General features: G+C 67.1%; 14 protein-coding genes. 7 read left to right on the forward strand and 7 right to left on the reverse strand.

Annotated features, from left to right (window positions below; all coding sequences use genetic code 11):
* Positions 1-71: 71 nt before the first annotated feature.
* The 3 genes from msrQ to DOM67_RS14430 form a co-directional block, all read right to left on the reverse strand.
* On the reverse strand, positions 72-710 hold the full coding sequence (gene msrQ, locus DOM67_RS14420) for a protein-methionine-sulfoxide reductase heme-binding subunit MsrQ (protein WP_110677132.1): 639 nt from the start codon (positions 708-710) through the stop codon (positions 72-74).
* Complete coding sequence (gene msrP, locus DOM67_RS14425; protein WP_110677134.1) at positions 710-1729, reverse strand: protein-methionine-sulfoxide reductase catalytic subunit MsrP; 1020 nt, start codon at positions 1727-1729, stop codon at positions 710-712. The genes msrQ and msrP overlap by 1 nt, the downstream gene beginning before the upstream one ends.
* Positions 1730-1877: 148 nt before the next feature.
* Positions 1878-3260 carry an SLC13 family permease gene (locus DOM67_RS14430; protein ID WP_110677136.1) on the reverse strand — a complete coding sequence of 461 codons (1383 nt, stop codon included), beginning with the start codon at positions 3258-3260 and terminating at the stop codon, positions 1878-1880.
* Between the two features lie 168 nt (positions 3261-3428).
* On the opposite strand from DOM67_RS14430, the gene DOM67_RS14435 reads away from it, so the two are divergent.
* On the forward strand, positions 3429-4253 hold the full coding sequence (locus tag DOM67_RS14435) for a sugar phosphate isomerase/epimerase family protein (protein ID WP_198651828.1): 825 nt from the start codon (positions 3429-3431) through the stop codon (positions 4251-4253).
* A 36-nt stretch (positions 4254-4289) separates the two neighbouring features.
* Here DOM67_RS14435 and DOM67_RS14440 read toward each other — a convergent pair whose 3' ends face one another.
* Positions 4290-5240, reverse strand: a complete 951-nt coding sequence (locus DOM67_RS14440; RefSeq protein ID WP_110677140.1) for an AEC family transporter — start codon at positions 5238-5240, stop codon at positions 4290-4292.
* Positions 5241-5338: 98 nt separating this feature from the next.
* On the reverse strand, positions 5339-6121 hold the full coding sequence (locus DOM67_RS14445) for an IclR family transcriptional regulator C-terminal domain-containing protein (RefSeq protein ID WP_110677142.1): 783 nt from the start codon (positions 6119-6121) through the stop codon (positions 5339-5341).
* Between the two features lie 244 nt (positions 6122-6365).
* On the opposite strand from DOM67_RS14445, the gene DOM67_RS14450 reads away from it, so the two are divergent.
* The 6 genes from DOM67_RS14450 to DOM67_RS14475 all read left to right on the forward strand — a co-directional run bounded on the left by DOM67_RS14450 (position 6366) and on the right by DOM67_RS14475 (position 13081).
* On the forward strand, positions 6366-7481 hold the full coding sequence (locus DOM67_RS14450) for an ABC transporter substrate-binding protein (RefSeq protein ID WP_110677143.1): 1116 nt from the start codon (positions 6366-6368) through the stop codon (positions 7479-7481).
* The gene (locus tag DOM67_RS14455; protein ID WP_110677145.1) at positions 7481-8374 is read left to right on the forward strand and encodes an ABC transporter permease subunit; all 894 of its coding nucleotides are present in this window, start codon (positions 7481-7483) and stop codon (positions 8372-8374) included. The genes DOM67_RS14450 and DOM67_RS14455 overlap by 1 nt, the downstream gene beginning before the upstream one ends.
* A gap of 20 nt (positions 8375-8394) precedes the next feature.
* Complete coding sequence (locus DOM67_RS14460; RefSeq protein WP_198651829.1) at positions 8395-9228, forward strand: ABC transporter permease subunit; 834 nt, start codon at positions 8395-8397, stop codon at positions 9226-9228.
* Positions 9225-10292: an ABC transporter ATP-binding protein gene (locus DOM67_RS14465; RefSeq protein WP_110677149.1), complete on the forward strand. Its 1068-nt coding sequence runs from the start codon at positions 9225-9227 to the stop codon at positions 10290-10292. The genes DOM67_RS14460 and DOM67_RS14465 overlap by 4 nt, the downstream gene beginning before the upstream one ends.
* A gap of 51 nt (positions 10293-10343) precedes the next feature.
* Complete coding sequence (locus DOM67_RS14470) at positions 10344-11267, forward strand: CehA/McbA family metallohydrolase (RefSeq protein ID WP_110677151.1); 924 nt, start codon at positions 10344-10346, stop codon at positions 11265-11267.
* A gap of 185 nt (positions 11268-11452) precedes the next feature.
* On the forward strand, positions 11453-13081 hold the full coding sequence (locus tag DOM67_RS14475; RefSeq protein ID WP_110677153.1) for a methyl-accepting chemotaxis protein: 1629 nt from the start codon (positions 11453-11455) through the stop codon (positions 13079-13081).
* Between the two features lie 39 nt (positions 13082-13120).
* On the opposite strand, the gene DOM67_RS14480 is transcribed toward DOM67_RS14475, so the two are convergent.
* Both DOM67_RS14480 and DOM67_RS14485 read right to left on the reverse strand, forming a co-directional pair.
* Entirely contained in the window at positions 13121-14620 is a 1500-nt protein-coding gene (locus DOM67_RS14480; protein WP_110677155.1) for a tripartite tricarboxylate transporter permease, read from the reverse strand.
* Between the two features lie 30 nt (positions 14621-14650).
* Complete coding sequence (locus tag DOM67_RS14485; protein ID WP_110677157.1) at positions 14651-15121, reverse strand: tripartite tricarboxylate transporter TctB family protein; 471 nt, start codon at positions 15119-15121, stop codon at positions 14651-14653.
* Positions 15122-15195: the final 74 nt, after the last annotated feature.

The following is a 15195-nucleotide window of genomic DNA, read 5'->3' on the forward strand; positions in this document are numbered from 1 at the left end:
CTGACGAGCGGCCAGGCCGCAGCGTGCCTCAAGCGCGGCCGCCGGGCAATGCCGTGCCGGCGGTCGGGGGCTCAGCCAGGCTGGCGCCGCTCGCGCTTGACCTGCTGGCGCAGCCTGGGCAGCTGGCGCGCCACCGGCGGCAGCCGCAACAGCATCAGACCGGCGCCGATCGCGGCGTACAGGCTCCACTCGCCGAGATCGGCGCGCACCACCCAGAAAAAGTGCAGCAGGCCCAGCGCCAGCACCAGGTAGACCAGCTTGTGCAGCGTCTTCCAGCGCTTGCCCAGGCGGCGCATCGAGGCGCGATTTGAGGTCACTCCCATCGCCACCAGGCCAAGCAGCGCCAGCATGCCGACGATGATATAGGGGCGGCGGACGATCTCGCTGCCCAGCCGGCTCAGGTCGAGGCCGAGTATGAACAGCGCATAGCAGAGCAGGTGGGCCACCGCGTAGGCCAGGGTCCACAGCCCCATCTGGCGCCGGATCAGGGCGAAGCCTTTCCAGCGGGTGAGCTTGCCGAGCGGGGTCAGGCTCAGGGTGGCGAACAGCATCCACAGCGTGCCCTGGCCGATATTGAGCAGCAGGTAGCGCCCGGGCTCGGGGCCGGCGGCGTTGAGCGCGACCTGATAGCTCCAGTAGAGCAGGGGGGCCAGGGCGATGCAGAAGACCGCGACGCGCCACAGCGTCAGCGTAGAGCGCGGGGTGGCCATCAGAACTGCTTCCTCAGGTCCATGCCGGTATACAGGCTCGCCACCTGGTCGGCGTAGCCGTTGAACATCCGGGTATCGATGATGTGCGGGTTGAACAGGCTATTGGGCAGGCGCCGCTCGGTGGCCTGGCTCCAGCGCGGATGGTCGACCTGGGGATTGACGTTGGCATAGAAGCCATACTCGTCGGGGGCGATCGCCTGCCACGAGTTGACCGGCTGCTCGCTCACCAGCGAGATGCGCACGATCGACTTGATGCTCTTGAAACCGTACTTCCAGGGCACCACCAGGCGCAGCGGGGCGCCGTTCTGGTTGGGCAGCTCGCGGCCGTACATGCCCACGCCGAGCAGCGTCAGCGGGTGCATCGCCTCGTCCAGGCGCAGCCCTTCGGTGTAGGGCCAGTCGATCAGCGCGAAGGCGGAGTCCTGCCCCGGCATCTCCTGGGGCCGCACCAGGGTCTCGAAACGCACGTACTTGGCCTTGGCGGTGGGCTTGGCACGTGCGATCACGTCGCCCAGCGGAATCCCCAGCCACGGGATCACCATCGACCACGCCTCGACGCAGCGCAGGCGATAGATGCGCTCTTCGAGCCGTGACGGGGTGATCAGATCCTCCAGCGCCACGCGCCCGCCGTTGTCGACCTCGCCATCGATCACCACGCTCCATGGCTGGGTGGTGAGCGAGTCGGCGCGCTTCGACGGATCGCCCTTGCCGGTGCCGAACTCGTAGAAGTTGTTGTAGGTCGAGGCGTCCTGGTAGGGGGTCAACTTGTCCAGTTCGGGGTCCTGCGGTACCACCGCATCCCACTGGGCACGCTCGATCTCCCCGGCGAGCCACGCGGGCGGATGGCCGGCGGGTACGTCGGTGTAGTCCGCGGCGGCCGCCTGCGCGCGTCCGGAGAGCGCCAGGCCCGCGCCGACGCCGGCCAGGCCGCCGAGGAACCGCCGCCGTGACAGGTAGACCGACTCGGGGGTGACGTCCGACTCGCGCAGGTCGCCGGGTTGGGGGATCTTGATCAACATCGCGGGTACTCCCTGTTCTGGCGCATGGCTCGCGCTGGCGGGCCCTGTCTCCGTGCCCCTGTGGTGCACTGGCCGACGCCGTTCGCCGAGCCTCACAAGCGCATACGCAGGCTGTCGACGCCTGGATGCAGCCGCTGTCTACCAGGGCTCAGAACGCGCCCAGCCAGCGCCACCAAAGATAGTCCAGCGGCCACAGCAGCACGATGGTGATCAGTGCCAGCGGCAGGGTGACCCGGATGGCGTTGCGCAGATCCACCCGGGCGGCGAGCAGGCCGACGATCAGCGGTGGCGATTGATAGGGCAGCACGATGGTCGAGAAGCCGAGCACCTGGATCATCACCGCCGCCTGTGGCGACCAGCCGGTGACCTCGGCCAGCTGCGGTGTCAGCGGGGTCATCACCGCAGGGATGCCCGGCAGCGTCGCCAGCATCCCCAGCAGGGTGGCGAGGCCGGCGAGCCAGCCGAAGTTGCCGGCATCCGCGCCGGGGGCCAGCGGCAGCACCCCCAGCAGATGTCCGGCGAGTGCTGCGCCGACGCCGCTGGCATGGGCCAGGGCGCCGAGGCTGACGATCCCGGCGACATACAGAAACGGCTCCAGGTTCATCTGCGCCAGCGGCTTGGGCGGCAGCAGGCCACTGCCGGGGTAGAGGCACACCAAGGCCACCAGCATGCCGATCCAGGCCGGCGAGATGCTGTGCCAGGCATCGGTCATCCACATCACCACGGCGAATGCCAGCAGCGCCACCATGATCAGGTTGGGACGCCCCTCGGGCAGCGTCGGTGCCACCGCCGACGTCTGATGCGGCCCCGGCGCAGCAGGGAACAGGCGCAGGATCAGGCCCAGCATCAGCAGCCACTTGAGCAGGCCCAGCACCGGGAAGTGGAGCAGGAAGTAGTGGCCGTAGCTGGGCGAGAAGCCGAGTACCGCCTCGCTGGTGCCCATCAGCACGTTGTTGGGTACGTTGGCCGGGAGGATGGCGAAGGCGGGGAGGAAGCTCGACATGATACCGCTGAGCAGAAAGCCGCTGCGTGCCGGGTCGCCGGGGGCGTAGCCCAGGCGCTCGACCAGCGTCAGCATGATCGGCGTCAGCAGCAGGATGCGACCCATGGAGGAGGGCATCACGAACGACGCCAGCAGTGCGGCGAGACCGATCCCGAACACCGCCTGCGGATAGCCCGAGGCCAGATAGGGGCCGATCCGCACCGCCGCACGCTCGCCCAGCCCGGTGTGATTGATCGCCGCGCCGATCACCATGCCCGAGAACACCAGCCAGGTCGCCGCCGACTCGAAACCCGAGAAGGTCACCGCCGCGGGGGCCACCTTGGCGGCCATGCACAGGGTGAAGAACACCAGGGCGGTGAGCCACTGCGGCAGCCAGCCGGTGGCCCACAGGCCGATCCCCAAGCCCACCACCATGGCCGCCCGGGTCAGCGGCGCCAGCCCCGCGCCCAGCAGGAGGGCAAAGACCGTGAGCACGGCGAGCGCGGCGACGGTGTGACGCCACGCCAGCGGCGGATGGGCTGAGGACATGCAGGGCTCCTGGGCTGTACGGACACGAGGCGACGGGCAGTATATCAGCCCGCTGGGGCCGGACCGCGCCCACCTTTGCGCCCTCGGCCGCGCTAGCGGCTACGCTGATAGCCTGGGCGCCGGCGGTTCCGCTGCGGGGCGCCATCCGCGATATCGGAAATGCCCGTCATGGAAGGAGGAGACATGCGCGCCATGGCCACGCTGTGCCTGAGCGGCGAGCTGATGAGCCGGCTGGAGGCGATCGCCCGGGCCGGTTTCGGCGGCGTCGAGATCTTTGTCGACGATCTGCAGCGCGATACGCACAGCGCGCGGCGCATCGGCGAACACTGCCGCGATCTCGGGCTCGCGGTGGTCGCCCTGCAGCCGTTCCGCGACGCCGAAGGGCTCACCGGAGAGGCCCACCGGCGCATGCTCGACCGCGCCGCACGCCACTTCGACACCCTCGCCGACCTGGGCGGCACCCAGCTGCTGGCGACCAGTACCACCCTGACCGAGGCGCGCCCCGAGCTGACGGCAGCGGCCGACAGCCTGGGCGAGCTGGCCGAACGGGCTGCCACGCGCGGCATGACCATCGCCTATGAAGCGCTGTGCTGGGGCCGGCACGTCAACGATTACCGCCAGGCGTGGGAGGTGGTGACGCTGGCAGACCATCCGGCGCTGTCGCTGGTGCTCGACAGCTACCACGTGCTGGCCCTGGGGCTGGAGCTGGAGACCCTGGCTGCGCTGCCGGCGGCACGGATCGGGCTGGTGCAGCTGGCCGACGCGCCGGCACCGCTGCGTGAAGATCTGCAGACCGTCAGCCGCCATCGGCGCGCCTTCCCGGGGGAGGGAGAGCTCGAGGTCGAGCGTTTCATCGCGGCGCTGGCGCGCACCGGCTATGCCGGGCCGATCTCGCTGGAGGTGTTCAGCGATGTGCTCGGCGTGATGCCCACCGGAATGACCGCGCTGGCCGGCTGGGAGCGGCTCGAACGGGCGTTGCAGGCAGCCGGCTGAGGGCGGCACGTCTCAAACCGTGGAGCGCCGTACTTGTCAGCCGGTGCCGAGCAGCCACTGGTTTGACAGCCAGATCCCCACCGCCAGCGTCAGGGCCGAGAGCAGCGTGGCCATCACCATCGCCGCGGTGCCCATCTCGGCGAAACCGTAACGTTGCCCCAGCAGCGGGTACATCGACAGCATCGGTGCGCAGGCGAAGACGATCGCGGCGGTGGCCAGCACCGGGTCGAGGCCCGGTATCAGCATCACCATCAGCGCCACGCACAGCGGATGCAGGGTCAGCTTGGCCAGGGCGATGCGGGTCACCCGCTTGACCATGCCGCGCACTCGCAGTCCGCACAGGGTGCCGCCGATCACGAACAGCGCCACCGGCGATGATGACGCCGCGAGCATCTCCAGCACCCGCGCCAGCGGCGCCGGCGGGTGCAGATCGAGCCCCGCGAGCAGGCTGCCGGCGGCGATGGCGAGGATCAGCGGATGGCGCAGGATGCGCAGCGCCACCGGGCGGATGGTCGCCCACAGGCTTCCCCGGGCCGGGCTTGCCAGCTCCGCCAGCACCAGCGCGGTGGGGATCACCAGCAGGTTCTCGATCAGCATGTTCAGCGCCAGGGCGATGCCCGCGCTGGGACCGACCACCAGCACCGCCACCGGGTAGCCGATGAAACCGCTGTTGGAGGCCGAGGTGCCAAGTGCGTACATCGCCCGGCGCGCCAGCGGCGCGTTGCCTCGCAGTGTCACCAGGGCGAAGGTGAGGGCGAAGGCGAGCCCCGAGCCGAGCCCGTAGACGAGCAGGTAGGGGACGTTGAAGACCTCGCCCAGCGGGCGCTGCAGCAGTGCCTGGATCACCAGCGCGGGCAGCGCGATATTGATCACGTAGCGGCCCATGCCCTGGATGTGTGCCTTGTCCACGACCCGCTTGAGCACGGCCAGATAGCCGATCGCGAGCAGAATGAAGATGGGCACGATGGCGCCGAAGATGTGACTCAAGGCGGGGACTCGAAGAGGTGGAGAGGATCAGGTTTTAGACTTAGGTCGAATAGCATGATCCTCGGCGACGTTCGGGGCAAGTGCGATCGGCGCCGGGGTCAGTTGACCTGGGTCGCGATCTGCGCCGCCTTCTCGCGCAGCAGCGGCAGGAAGGTCTCGGTGAGGGTGGCGAGCTCGACGCGTGCCGCATTGGTGCTGACGTTGAGTGCGCCGATCAGCTCGCCGTGGGCGCCGAAGGCGGGGATCGCCAGTGAGCGCAGGCCGGAGTCCAGCTCCTGGTCGACCACGCAGTAGCCCTGCTCGCGGACCCGGGCCAGGCAGTCGCGCAGCGCGGCCTTGTCGGTCAGGCTGTGCTCGGTATGGCGCTGGAGGTTGACCCGTGCCAGGAAGGCGTCGTGCTCCGCCGCCGGCAGCTGGGCCAGCAGCACCCGGCCCATCGAGGTGTAGGCCGCCGGCAGCCGCGTGCCGATCGCCAGTGAGATCGACATCAGCCGGTGTGGCGCCGCCGAGCGCGCCACGTAGGTCACGTCGTCGCCGTCTAGCACGCCCATCGACGACGACTCGCCGGTAGCCTCGGTGATCGCCTCCAGATGCTGCTGGATCACCGTGCGATAGCCGTTGGAGGAGAGAAAGGCGTAGCCCAGCTGCAGTGCCTTGGGCGCCAGCTCGAAGGTGCGCTGCTGCTTGCGCACGTAACCCAGCGCATGCAGCGTGAGCAGAAAGCGCCGCGCGCGGGCGCGGTTCATGCCGGTCTTGGTGGCGACCTCGCTCAGCGTCATGCGCGGTGTGCGCTGGTCGAAGGCCAGAATCACCTCGAGCCCGCTGGCCAGGGCGGTCACGAAGTCGCGATCCTCGGGGGTGAGCGTCTCGTCGGCATCCATGCTGATCTCTTCCTTCCATTCGCGAGGCGGTGTCGGTACCCCCATCTTACGCAAGGTTCGCTTGGCGAACATCCGTTCAGATCGCGCCGGAGCCCAGGGAGGCTATTGGCCGGCGCCGTATGCTGGTCATGCTGCCGTCATGTGCCGGTCACGGTGCTGTCATGGTGACGGAGCAGGATTCTTGGCCTGTCAAAGCATGCCTGACCGGCTGCCGCGACTTCCCCGACCCGCCTGGAGCCTGCCGATGAATGCCTTGCCTCGCCGCCGTCCCAACCCGCTTTCCTGCCTGGCAGGGTCACTGCTGTTGACTGCCATGGTCTCCAGTGCCGCCCAGGCGGCACCCTCGCAGCAGCTGATCGACGCTGCCAAGCAGGAGGGCATGCTGACCACCATCGCCCTGCCGCATAGCTGGTGCGGCTATGGCGAGGTCATTGCCGGCTTCGAGAAGAAGTACGGCATCAAGGTCAATGAGCTCAACCCCAACGCCGGATCGGGCGACGAGTTGCAGGCGATCAAGGCCAACAAGGGCAATACCGGCCCCCAGGCGCCGGACGTGATCGACGTGGGCCTCTCTTTCGGGCCGGTGGCCAAGCAGGATGGCCTGCTGCAGCCCTACAAGGTCTCGACCTGGGACTCGATCCCCGATGACGCCAAGGATGCCGAGGGCTACTGGTACGGTGACTACTACGGCGTGCTCGCCATGGGTGTGAATCGTGACATCTACCCCGAGTCGCCGCAGAGCTTCGCCGATCTGAACGCCAGCGAGTACACCAACGGCGTGGCCCTGGCCGGCGATCCGCGCACCGGCAACAGCGTCATGATGACCGTCTACGCCGCCGGGATCGCCAACGGTGGCAAGGCGGGCGCCGATGCGCTCAATGCCGGTATCGCCTATTTCAAGCAGCTCAAGGACAAGGGCATTCTGGTGCCGGTCAATGGCACGGCGCAGAACATCGCCCAGGGCACCACGCCGATCTACTTCGATTGGGATTACAACCTGCTGGCGATGCGCGACAAGCTCGACGGCAACCCGCCGATCGATGTCGTCGTGCCCAGCGATGCGGTGGTGGCGGGGGTCTACGTACAGGGCATCTCCGCCTATGCGCCGCACCCCAACGCGGCCAAGCTGTGGATGGAGTATCTCTACTCCGATGAGGGTCAGCTCGGCTGGCTCAAGGGGTACTGCCACCCGATTCGCTTCAACGATATGGTCGAGCGCGATGTCGTGCCGCAGGCGCTGCTCGATCGCCTGCCGCCGGCGGAGAACTATCGCAAGGCGATCTTCCCCACCCTGAAGGCGCAGTCCGAAGCCAAGACGGCCGTGGCCGATAACTGGGCGCGGGAGATGGGAGTCCAGTAATGGCGCACCGCCTTCTCCGGGTGCGGGCAGAGGGGGCGAACCTGATGGGTTCGCCGCTGTGGCGCTGGCTGGGCCTGCTGCCGTTCGCGCTGTTCGTGCTGCTGTTTCTGGTGCTGCCGGTGCTCTATCTGGTGCAGGGGGCTTTTCAGACCCCGCAGGGGCAGTTCACCTTCGATAACTTGCGCGCGCTGGCGTCGCCGACGATCGCCAGCGCCTACTCGCTGTCGATTCGCCTCAGCCTGGTCTCCGCCGGGCTGGGTGCGCTCGGAGGGCTGCTGGTCTGCTATGCGCTGGTGCATGGCGGCCTGCCCTCCTGGCTGCGGCACGCCTTCACCACCTTCTCCGGCGTGGCCTCCAACTTCGCCGGCGTGCCGCTGGCATTCGCGTTCATTGCCACACTTGGTCGGCTGGGACTGGTCACCGTACTGCTGCGCGATCTGTTCGGGATCAACCTCTACGCCAGCGGCTTCAGCCTGTTCTCCTTCTGGGGGCTGGCGCTGACCTATCTCTATTTTCAGCTGCCATTGATGCTGCTGATCATCACTCCGGCGATGCATGGGCTCAAGCGCGAGTGGCAGGAAGCGGCCGAGAGTCTCGGCGCCAGCGGCGCCCAGTATTGGCGCCGGGTCGCGCTGCCGGTGCTGACGCCGTCGGTGCTGAGCTGTTTCATGCTGCTGTTCGCCAACGCCTTCGGGACCCTGGCGACGGTGGTGGCGTTGACCGGTGCCAACTTCCCGGTGGTGCCGATCCTGCTGTTCCAGCAGATCCGCGGCAACGTGCTCTACAACCCCAATCTCGGTTTCGCACTGGCACTGGGGATGGTGGCGATCATGGTGGTGACCAATCTGCTCTACTTCGTGCTGCGCGCCCGCGCCGAGCGGTGGCAGCGATGAGGCTCGGCAAGGGGGCGCCCGTGACACGCTGGCCGCTGCTGTCGTGGAGCATCGTGCTGCTGGCGGCGGGCTACTTCCTGCTGCCGCTGTATGCCACCTTCCAGTTCTCGCTGGGCATGCAGCGCGGCGAGCTCAGCTTCGCCGCCTATCACTGGCTGTTCGGCAGCGATCGCTTCCTCGATAGCCTCTCCTATTCGGCGGTGGCTTCGCTGCTGGCCATTCTGGCGGGGACGCTGCTGGTGGTGCCAACGGTCTACTGGGTGCGGCTGAAACTGCCCCGGGCGCGTGGTGTGGTCGAGTTCGCCAGCCTGCTGCCGCTGATCATTCCGCCGATCGTGGTGGTGTTCGGCTATATGCGTCTTTACGGCGATGGCTCGCTGCTGCCGCTGACCACCAGCGATGGGCGCCTCGATCTGCTGCTGGTGATCGGCTATGTGGTGCTCGCGCTGCCCTATATGTTCCGTGCCGTCGATACCGGGATGGCGGCCATCGATATCGTCACCCTGACCGAGGCGGCGGAGAGTCTCGGCGCCTCGCGCTGGCGTATCGTCGTCAGCGTGATCTTTCCCAACGTGCGTTCGGCGATCGTGGCCGGCGCTTTCCTGACGCTGTCGATCTCGCTGGGCGAGTTCGTCATGGCGAGTCTGTTGAGTCGCCCCGCCTTCGGCCCCTATCTGGTGCAGATGGGGCAGGACTACGCCTACCAGCCGGCGGCGCTGGCGATCCTGGCCTTCGTCATCACCTGGGTGTGCATGGCACTGATGCAGTTCTTTGCGCTGCGCAAGCCGGGGCAGCGTGTGCTGCCGCGGCTGTGGGCAGGGCGCGCGACCAAGAAGGAACGGGAAGTCTCATGAGTTTTTTGCAATTGCAGGCCCTGGGCAAGCGCTTTGGCGAGCATACCGCCGTCGCCGGGTTCGATCTCGAGGTGGAGCAGGGGGAGTTCATCGCCTTCCTCGGCCCCTCCGGCTGCGGCAAGACCACGGTCCTGCGCATGATCGCCGGTTTCGAGACGCCCTCCGCCGGTGTGATCCGTATCGGTGACGAGGAGGTGACCCGGCTGCCGGCCAATCGCCGGCATATCGGCATGGTCTTCCAGAGCTATGCGCTGTTTCCCAACATGAGCGTCTACGACAACGTCGCCTTCGGGCTGAAGATCGCCGGCATGGCCAAGCGCGAGATCGATGTCCGGGTGCGCGAGATGCTGGCGCTGATCGATCTCGAACCGCTGGCGGGGCGCTATGCGTATCAGATGTCGGGCGGCCAGCAGCAGCGTGTCGCCCTGGCCCGCGCGCTCGCACCGCGCCCCCGGGTGCTGCTGCTGGACGAGCCGCTGTCGGCGCTGGATGCCCGTATCCGCGTGGCGCTGCGCGACGACATTCGCCGCATCCAGCGTGAGCTGGGCATCACCACGGTCTTCGTCACCCACGACCAGGAGGAGGCGCTGTCGATCTCCGATCGCGTGGTGGTGATGCATCAGGGGCGCGCCGACCAGATCGGCTCGCCGGCGCAGATCTACAACCGCCCGGCGACACGCTTCGTGGCCAATTTCGTCGGCACCCTCAACACCTTCGAGGCGCGCGTGGTGGCCCCGAGCGAGGCGCTCGTCGAGATGGCCGGTCAGCGCTTCTGCGTGCCCGCCCTGGGGCAGCGTGCGGCGGTCGCGGCGGGTGACACCATCACCCTGGCCCTGCGTCCGGAAACGCTGGGCATCCAGCCCCACGGTGCCGACGACGTCACCCTCGATGGCGAGGTGCTCGACTGTCGCTTTCTGGGCTCGGTGATCCGCGTCCAGGCCGAGGTGGCGGGCCAGCGGATCGCCTGCGACATCTTCAATCAGGCCGGGACGCTCGAGCCGCGCCCGGGGGAACGCATCGCGGTGCATTTTTCCGCCGGCGACGTCCTGCTGCTCGATGACTGACGCCATGCGTCCTTGCGTGCCCATGCGTCGATGACCAAAGAGAGAGTTCCCATGAGACCGACTGCCTTCTCCCGCCCCGGCCGCTTCTATCGCGGCAACCTGCATACCCACTCGACGTTCTCCGATGGTGCCCTGGACGCCGCCGAGGTCTGCCGACGCTATCGCGCCGAGGGGTACGATTTCATCGCCCTGACCGATCACTTCATCGGCATGTACGACTATCCCGTCACGGATACGCGCGCCATGCGTGACGAGGGCTTCACCACGCTGCTGGGTGCCGAGCTGCACAGCGGGGCGATGGGCAATGGCGAACTCTGGCATCTGCTGGCGGTGGGGCTGCCGCTGGATTTCGCGCCCTCCCACACGCCGAGCTTTCAGCCGGTCGACTGCCAGGAGAGTGGCCCCGAACTCGCCGCCAGGGCACGTCAGGCCGGTGCCTTCGTGGCCATCGCGCATCCCCAGTGGTCGGGGCTGACGCTGGACGATGCGCGCACCATCGAGGCGGCGCATGCGGTGGAGATCTACAACCATGGCTGTGCCATGGGGTGCGATCGCGGCGACGGCATGGCGATCGCCGACCTGCTGTTGACCGAAGGGCGGCGGCTCAGTCTGATCGCCACCGACGATGCACACTTCACCGAGCCGGATCACTTCGGTGGCTGGGTGGAGGTGAAGGCCGAGGCGAATACCCCGGAACGGCTGCTGGAAGCGCTCAAGCGCGGTGACTTCTACGCGACTCAGGGCCCACGCTTCGAGGACATCGTCGTCGATGACGAGGCGGTCGAGATCGCTTCCTCGGCGGTGTGCACGGTCATCGTCCAGGCTTCGGGCACGGCGGCCAGCGCGATTCACGGCCACTCGATGACCCGGACCCGCCTACCGCTGGCGCGCTTTGCCCGGCGAGACTGGATCCGCGTGACGCTGATCGACGCCGCCGGGCGTCGCGCCTGGAGCAATCCCATCTGGCGTGAGTGAGCGCCGCGGTCGCCGACGTGATGCGTGCACCGGCAGCATTCTCCCGCGCGGCAGAGGCCCGCGCGGAGGGTTGTCGAGCCGCAGGTAGTGTCTCGAGTCATACTTTAGTATTAGTCCCGTGCCATGCTGCCCAGGCAGCGGCACCGCAAGGGAACATACTGAACTGATAAGAGAGGCTACCGACAATGAGTATTTCCGTCATTCCGTCGACCGGCATTGATGCCCGTCCAGGGCCATCGGATTCACGCACCGCTACGCGAACTTGGCTCTCTGCCCTGTCGCTGCGCCGCCAACGGCTGCTGGGGGTGGCCATTCTGTGGCTGATTCTGGCCGTCATGATCGGCATCAATGCGCTTCAGAGCCGCGCTCAGCTTTATGCCGAACGCGAAAAGCGCATGATCACCGCCGTGGATATCGGGGTCTCCACGCTGGCGCACTACCACCAGCTCGCCGAACAGGGCCAGCTCTCCATGCAGGAAGCGAAGCGGCAAGCCTTCGACACGCTACGCGATGTGCGCTTCGGCAAGAATAACTATCTGTTCGCCTTCAGCGGCGACCTGCACATGCTGGCTCACCCCAAGCGCCAGGTGGGCGAGGATCTCTCCCGGGTCAGAGACCCGGATGGCACGCCGATCTTTCAAGCCATACTGGACAACACCCGGCCATCGGGTAGCGGCTTTACCGAGTACTACTCCAATTTCGCCCGCGACGGCGATACCAAGCCGAAAGTGCGCGCCTATGCCGCCGCCTTCCCCGCGTGGGATGCCTACGTGGCGAGCGGGGTTTTCGTCGGCGACGTGAACGGCGCCATCATGCACCAGATTCTAAAGAGCGTTCTGGTGGGCATTGTCGCGGGTGCCCTGGCGACCCTGGCACTCTGGGGCATGATCTCGCTCATTCTGCGCCGGCTGGGCGGAGAACCCCAGTACGCGGCGGGGCTGGTAAAACGCATTGCCAGGGGGGATCTGACCGCGCCCATCACACTGCGCCCTAACGATCAGAACAGCCTGCTGTGTGACATTCGCCAGATGCGCGACAAGCTGCACGAGGCCATGCAGGAGATCCATGCCACCAGCTCGGCGGTCGACCATAGCGCCGGCGACATCGCCGCCAGCAATCAGGAGCTCTCGTCGCGTACCGAAGAGCAGGCCGCTGCGCTGCAGCAGACGTCTTCCAGCATGGAGGAGGTGACGGCCACGGTGCGCCAGACCGCCGATAGCGTCGAGCAGGCCAAGGTGCTGGTGAGCAGTGCCAGCGACACCTCCCAATCAGGCCAGAAGACCATTGGTGATGCGGTGGTCTCCATGCAGGCGATCAGTGCGGAAGCGGACAAGATCAGCGATATCGTCACGCTGATCGATAGCATTGCGTTCCAGACCAATATTCTCGCGCTCAACGCCTCCGTCGAAGCCGCCCGAGCAGGCGAGCATGGACGCGGTTTCGCGGTGGTGGCGGGAGAGGTGCGCCAGCTCGCCAACCGTTCGGCCACCGCCGCAAACGAGATCAAGGGGCTGATCGAGGCGTCGAACGCCCAGGTGAGCAACGGGGCTGCGTTGGTGGATGCCGCCAAACAGCGCATGCAGGATATCGATCGGAGCATTCAGCGGGTGAATGACCTGTTTGCCGAGATCACTGCCGCCACCCATGAACAGACGCGGGGCATCGAGCAGATCAACGTCGCCATTGCTCAGCTCGACCAGGCCACCCAGGACAACGCCTCCATGGTCCAACAGACCGCCCACTCTGCCCACGACCTGAAACAGCGCTCCCTGTCGCTCAATCAGGTCGTCGGCCACTTCACGTTGGAGGCGTAAACCCCTCGGCCGCCGCCGACGCTGACGCAGCGCGCGTCGTCAGGCGGCCTTCTCCCGGCGCAACAGACGCTTGAGCGGCGAGTGGCCGAGCAGCAGAAAGAGCACCGCCAGGGTCAGCACCAGCGACAGCGGATGGGTGAACAGCTCGCTGACGAAGGCGGCGCTGTCGTTGCCCACCGAGGCCATCGCCTGGCGGTAGGACTTGTCCATCAGCGGGCCCAGAATCACGCCCAGGATCACCGGCCCCATCTGGAAGCGGAACACCTTCATGAAGTAGCCCAGCAGGCCGAAGCCGAGCATCCAGTAGACTTCGGTCATGCTGCCGTTGAGCGAGTAGGTGCCGACCACGCAGAGCACCAGGATCAGCGGAATCAGGATCGCCTTGGGCAGCTCCACCACCTTGGCGAAAAGCTTGATGCCGGTGAGCCCGAACAGCAGCAGGAACAGGTTGGCCAGCACCAGATTGCCTACGGTGAACCAGAAGATGTAGGGCGTCTCGATCATCAGCATCGGGCCGGGGTTGAGGCCGTGGATGGTCAGCGCACCGATGATGATCGCGGTCACCGCATCGCCCGGCATGCCCAGCGTCAGCATCGGCACGTAGGCCCCGCCCACGGCGGCATTGTTGGCGGTCTCCGGGGCCACCAGACCTTCGTAGGCACCTTCGCCGAACGGTTTGCTCGGCTTCTTCACCGTGCGCTTGGCATGGTCGTAGGCGAACAGCGAGGCGATGTCGCCGCCGGTACCGGGCAGGGCGCCGACGATCACCCCGATCAGCGAGGTGCGGATCGACAGCGGCAGAAACTTCAGCACCAGACTCAGCGACGGCAGGATCTTGTCCACCTTCTGGCGCACCGGCTGGGTATCGAGCTGGTGCAGCTGGAAGAACGCCTCGGCGACCCCGAACATGCCGATCATCACCACCACGTAGTGGATGCCGCCCATCAGCTGCATGCTGCCCAGGGTGAAGCGCGGGTCGGCGGTCACCGGATCGAGCCCGACCAGACCGATCACCGCGCCCAGGGCGGCGGCGAAGATCCCGCGGGAGAGCGATTCGGCGGCCAGGCTGCCGACCAGCAGCAGGCCCAGCGCGGCGATCAGGAAGTAGTCGCGCGGGGCGAACTCGAGGGCCATGTCGGCGAGGAAGGGCGACACGCTGGCCAGCACCAGGGTGCCGAGCAGGCCACCGATCACCGACATCACCGTGCTCAGGCCGATGGCGCGGCCGGCCTCGCCCTGCTGGGCCAGCGGATAGCCGTCGAAGGCGGTGGCCACCGACGAGGGGGCGCCGGGAATGTTGAGCAGGATCGCGGTCCGCGAGCCGCCGTAGACGCCGCCGGTATAGATGCCGACGATCAGCGCCAAGGCGTCGTTGACGTCCCAAGAGAAGGTGAAGGAGATCAGAATCGACGTCGCCATGGTGACCGAGAGACCGGGAATGGCGCCGACATAGATCCCGGCCAGGGTGCCCACCGCGGTCAGGATCAGCAGCGAGGGATCGAGCCAGGACATCAGGAAGAAAGAGAGGGTATCACCCATGGAAAACCTCGTTGGCGAAACGCTGGCGGTTCAGGGGAGATAGACCTGGAACAGCAGTGTGAACAGCGCATAGATCACCGCGGTGATCAGCACGGTGACGAGCACGGCGCTGAGCCAGTGGCCGCGCCGCAGACAGAGCTGGGCCACGAGCAGGAACAGTGCCGTGGCAGCGATGAAACCGAGTGCCGGCAGGGCCAGCAGATAGCCCACGGCGAGCAGCGAGAAGAGCACCACCGGTAGCGGGAAGTGGGTGGCGAGGAACTGGCGCCACTCGCCGAGGACACCGCCGGCCGCGGGGCGGGGATGGTGGCGCTGGCCTAGCAGGATCGAGACCATGGTGACGATCATGATCGCCCCCAGCAGCAGCGGAAAGGCGCCCGCCGAGTTGGGCAGATCGAAGCCGGAGATGCGATAGGCCTCGTAGAACACGCCGACGCTGAACAGCAGCAGCAGCAGATTGAAGGCGCGCTCGCCGGCCTTCAGTGGCGGGGGGTGTGACATGCGACACTCCAGGTCGGCGGCGTTCGGCGCCGTCGAGGGTGGGCGGAATGGCGCGCCGCTCCGCGCTCATGTGC

Origin of the sequence: Salinicola sp. RZ23, assembly GCF_003206675.1 — a bacterium.
GTDB lineage: Bacteria > Pseudomonadota > Gammaproteobacteria > Pseudomonadales > Halomonadaceae > Salinicola > Salinicola endophyticus.

Excerpts from the sequence above, each read along its gene's own strand:
- DOM67_RS14465 (WP_110677149.1), top strand. The coding sequence starts at position 9,225 with ATGAGTTTTTTGCAATTGCAGGCCCTGGGCAAGCGCTTTGGCGAGCAT.
- DOM67_RS14475 (WP_110677153.1), top strand. The coding sequence starts at position 11,453 with ATGAGTATTTCCGTCATTCCGTCGACCGGCATTGATGCCCGTCCAGGG.
- DOM67_RS14445 (WP_110677142.1), bottom strand. The coding sequence starts at position 6,121 with ATGGATGCCGACGAGACGCTCACCCCCGAGGATCGCGACTTCGTGACC.
- DOM67_RS14450 (WP_110677143.1), top strand. The coding sequence starts at position 6,366 with ATGAATGCCTTGCCTCGCCGCCGTCCCAACCCGCTTTCCTGCCTGGCA.
- DOM67_RS14470 (WP_110677151.1), top strand. The coding sequence starts at position 10,344 with ATGAGACCGACTGCCTTCTCCCGCCCCGGCCGCTTCTATCGCGGCAAC.
- DOM67_RS14455 (WP_110677145.1), top strand. The coding sequence starts at position 7,481 with ATGGCGCACCGCCTTCTCCGGGTGCGGGCAGAGGGGGCGAACCTGATG.
- DOM67_RS14430 (WP_110677136.1), bottom strand. The coding sequence starts at position 3,260 with ATGTCCTCAGCCCATCCGCCGCTGGCGTGGCGTCACACCGTCGCCGCG.
- DOM67_RS14480 (WP_110677155.1), bottom strand. The coding sequence starts at position 14,620 with ATGGGTGATACCCTCTCTTTCTTCCTGATGTCCTGGCTCGATCCCTCG.
- DOM67_RS14435 (WP_198651828.1), top strand. The coding sequence starts at position 3,429 with ATGGAAGGAGGAGACATGCGCGCCATGGCCACGCTGTGCCTGAGCGGC.
- DOM67_RS14485 (WP_110677157.1), bottom strand. The coding sequence starts at position 15,121 with ATGTCACACCCCCCGCCACTGAAGGCCGGCGAGCGCGCCTTCAATCTG.
- msrP (WP_110677134.1), bottom strand. The coding sequence starts at position 1,729 with ATGTTGATCAAGATCCCCCAACCCGGCGACCTGCGCGAGTCGGACGTC.
- msrQ (WP_110677132.1), bottom strand. The coding sequence starts at position 710 with ATGGCCACCCCGCGCTCTACGCTGACGCTGTGGCGCGTCGCGGTCTTC.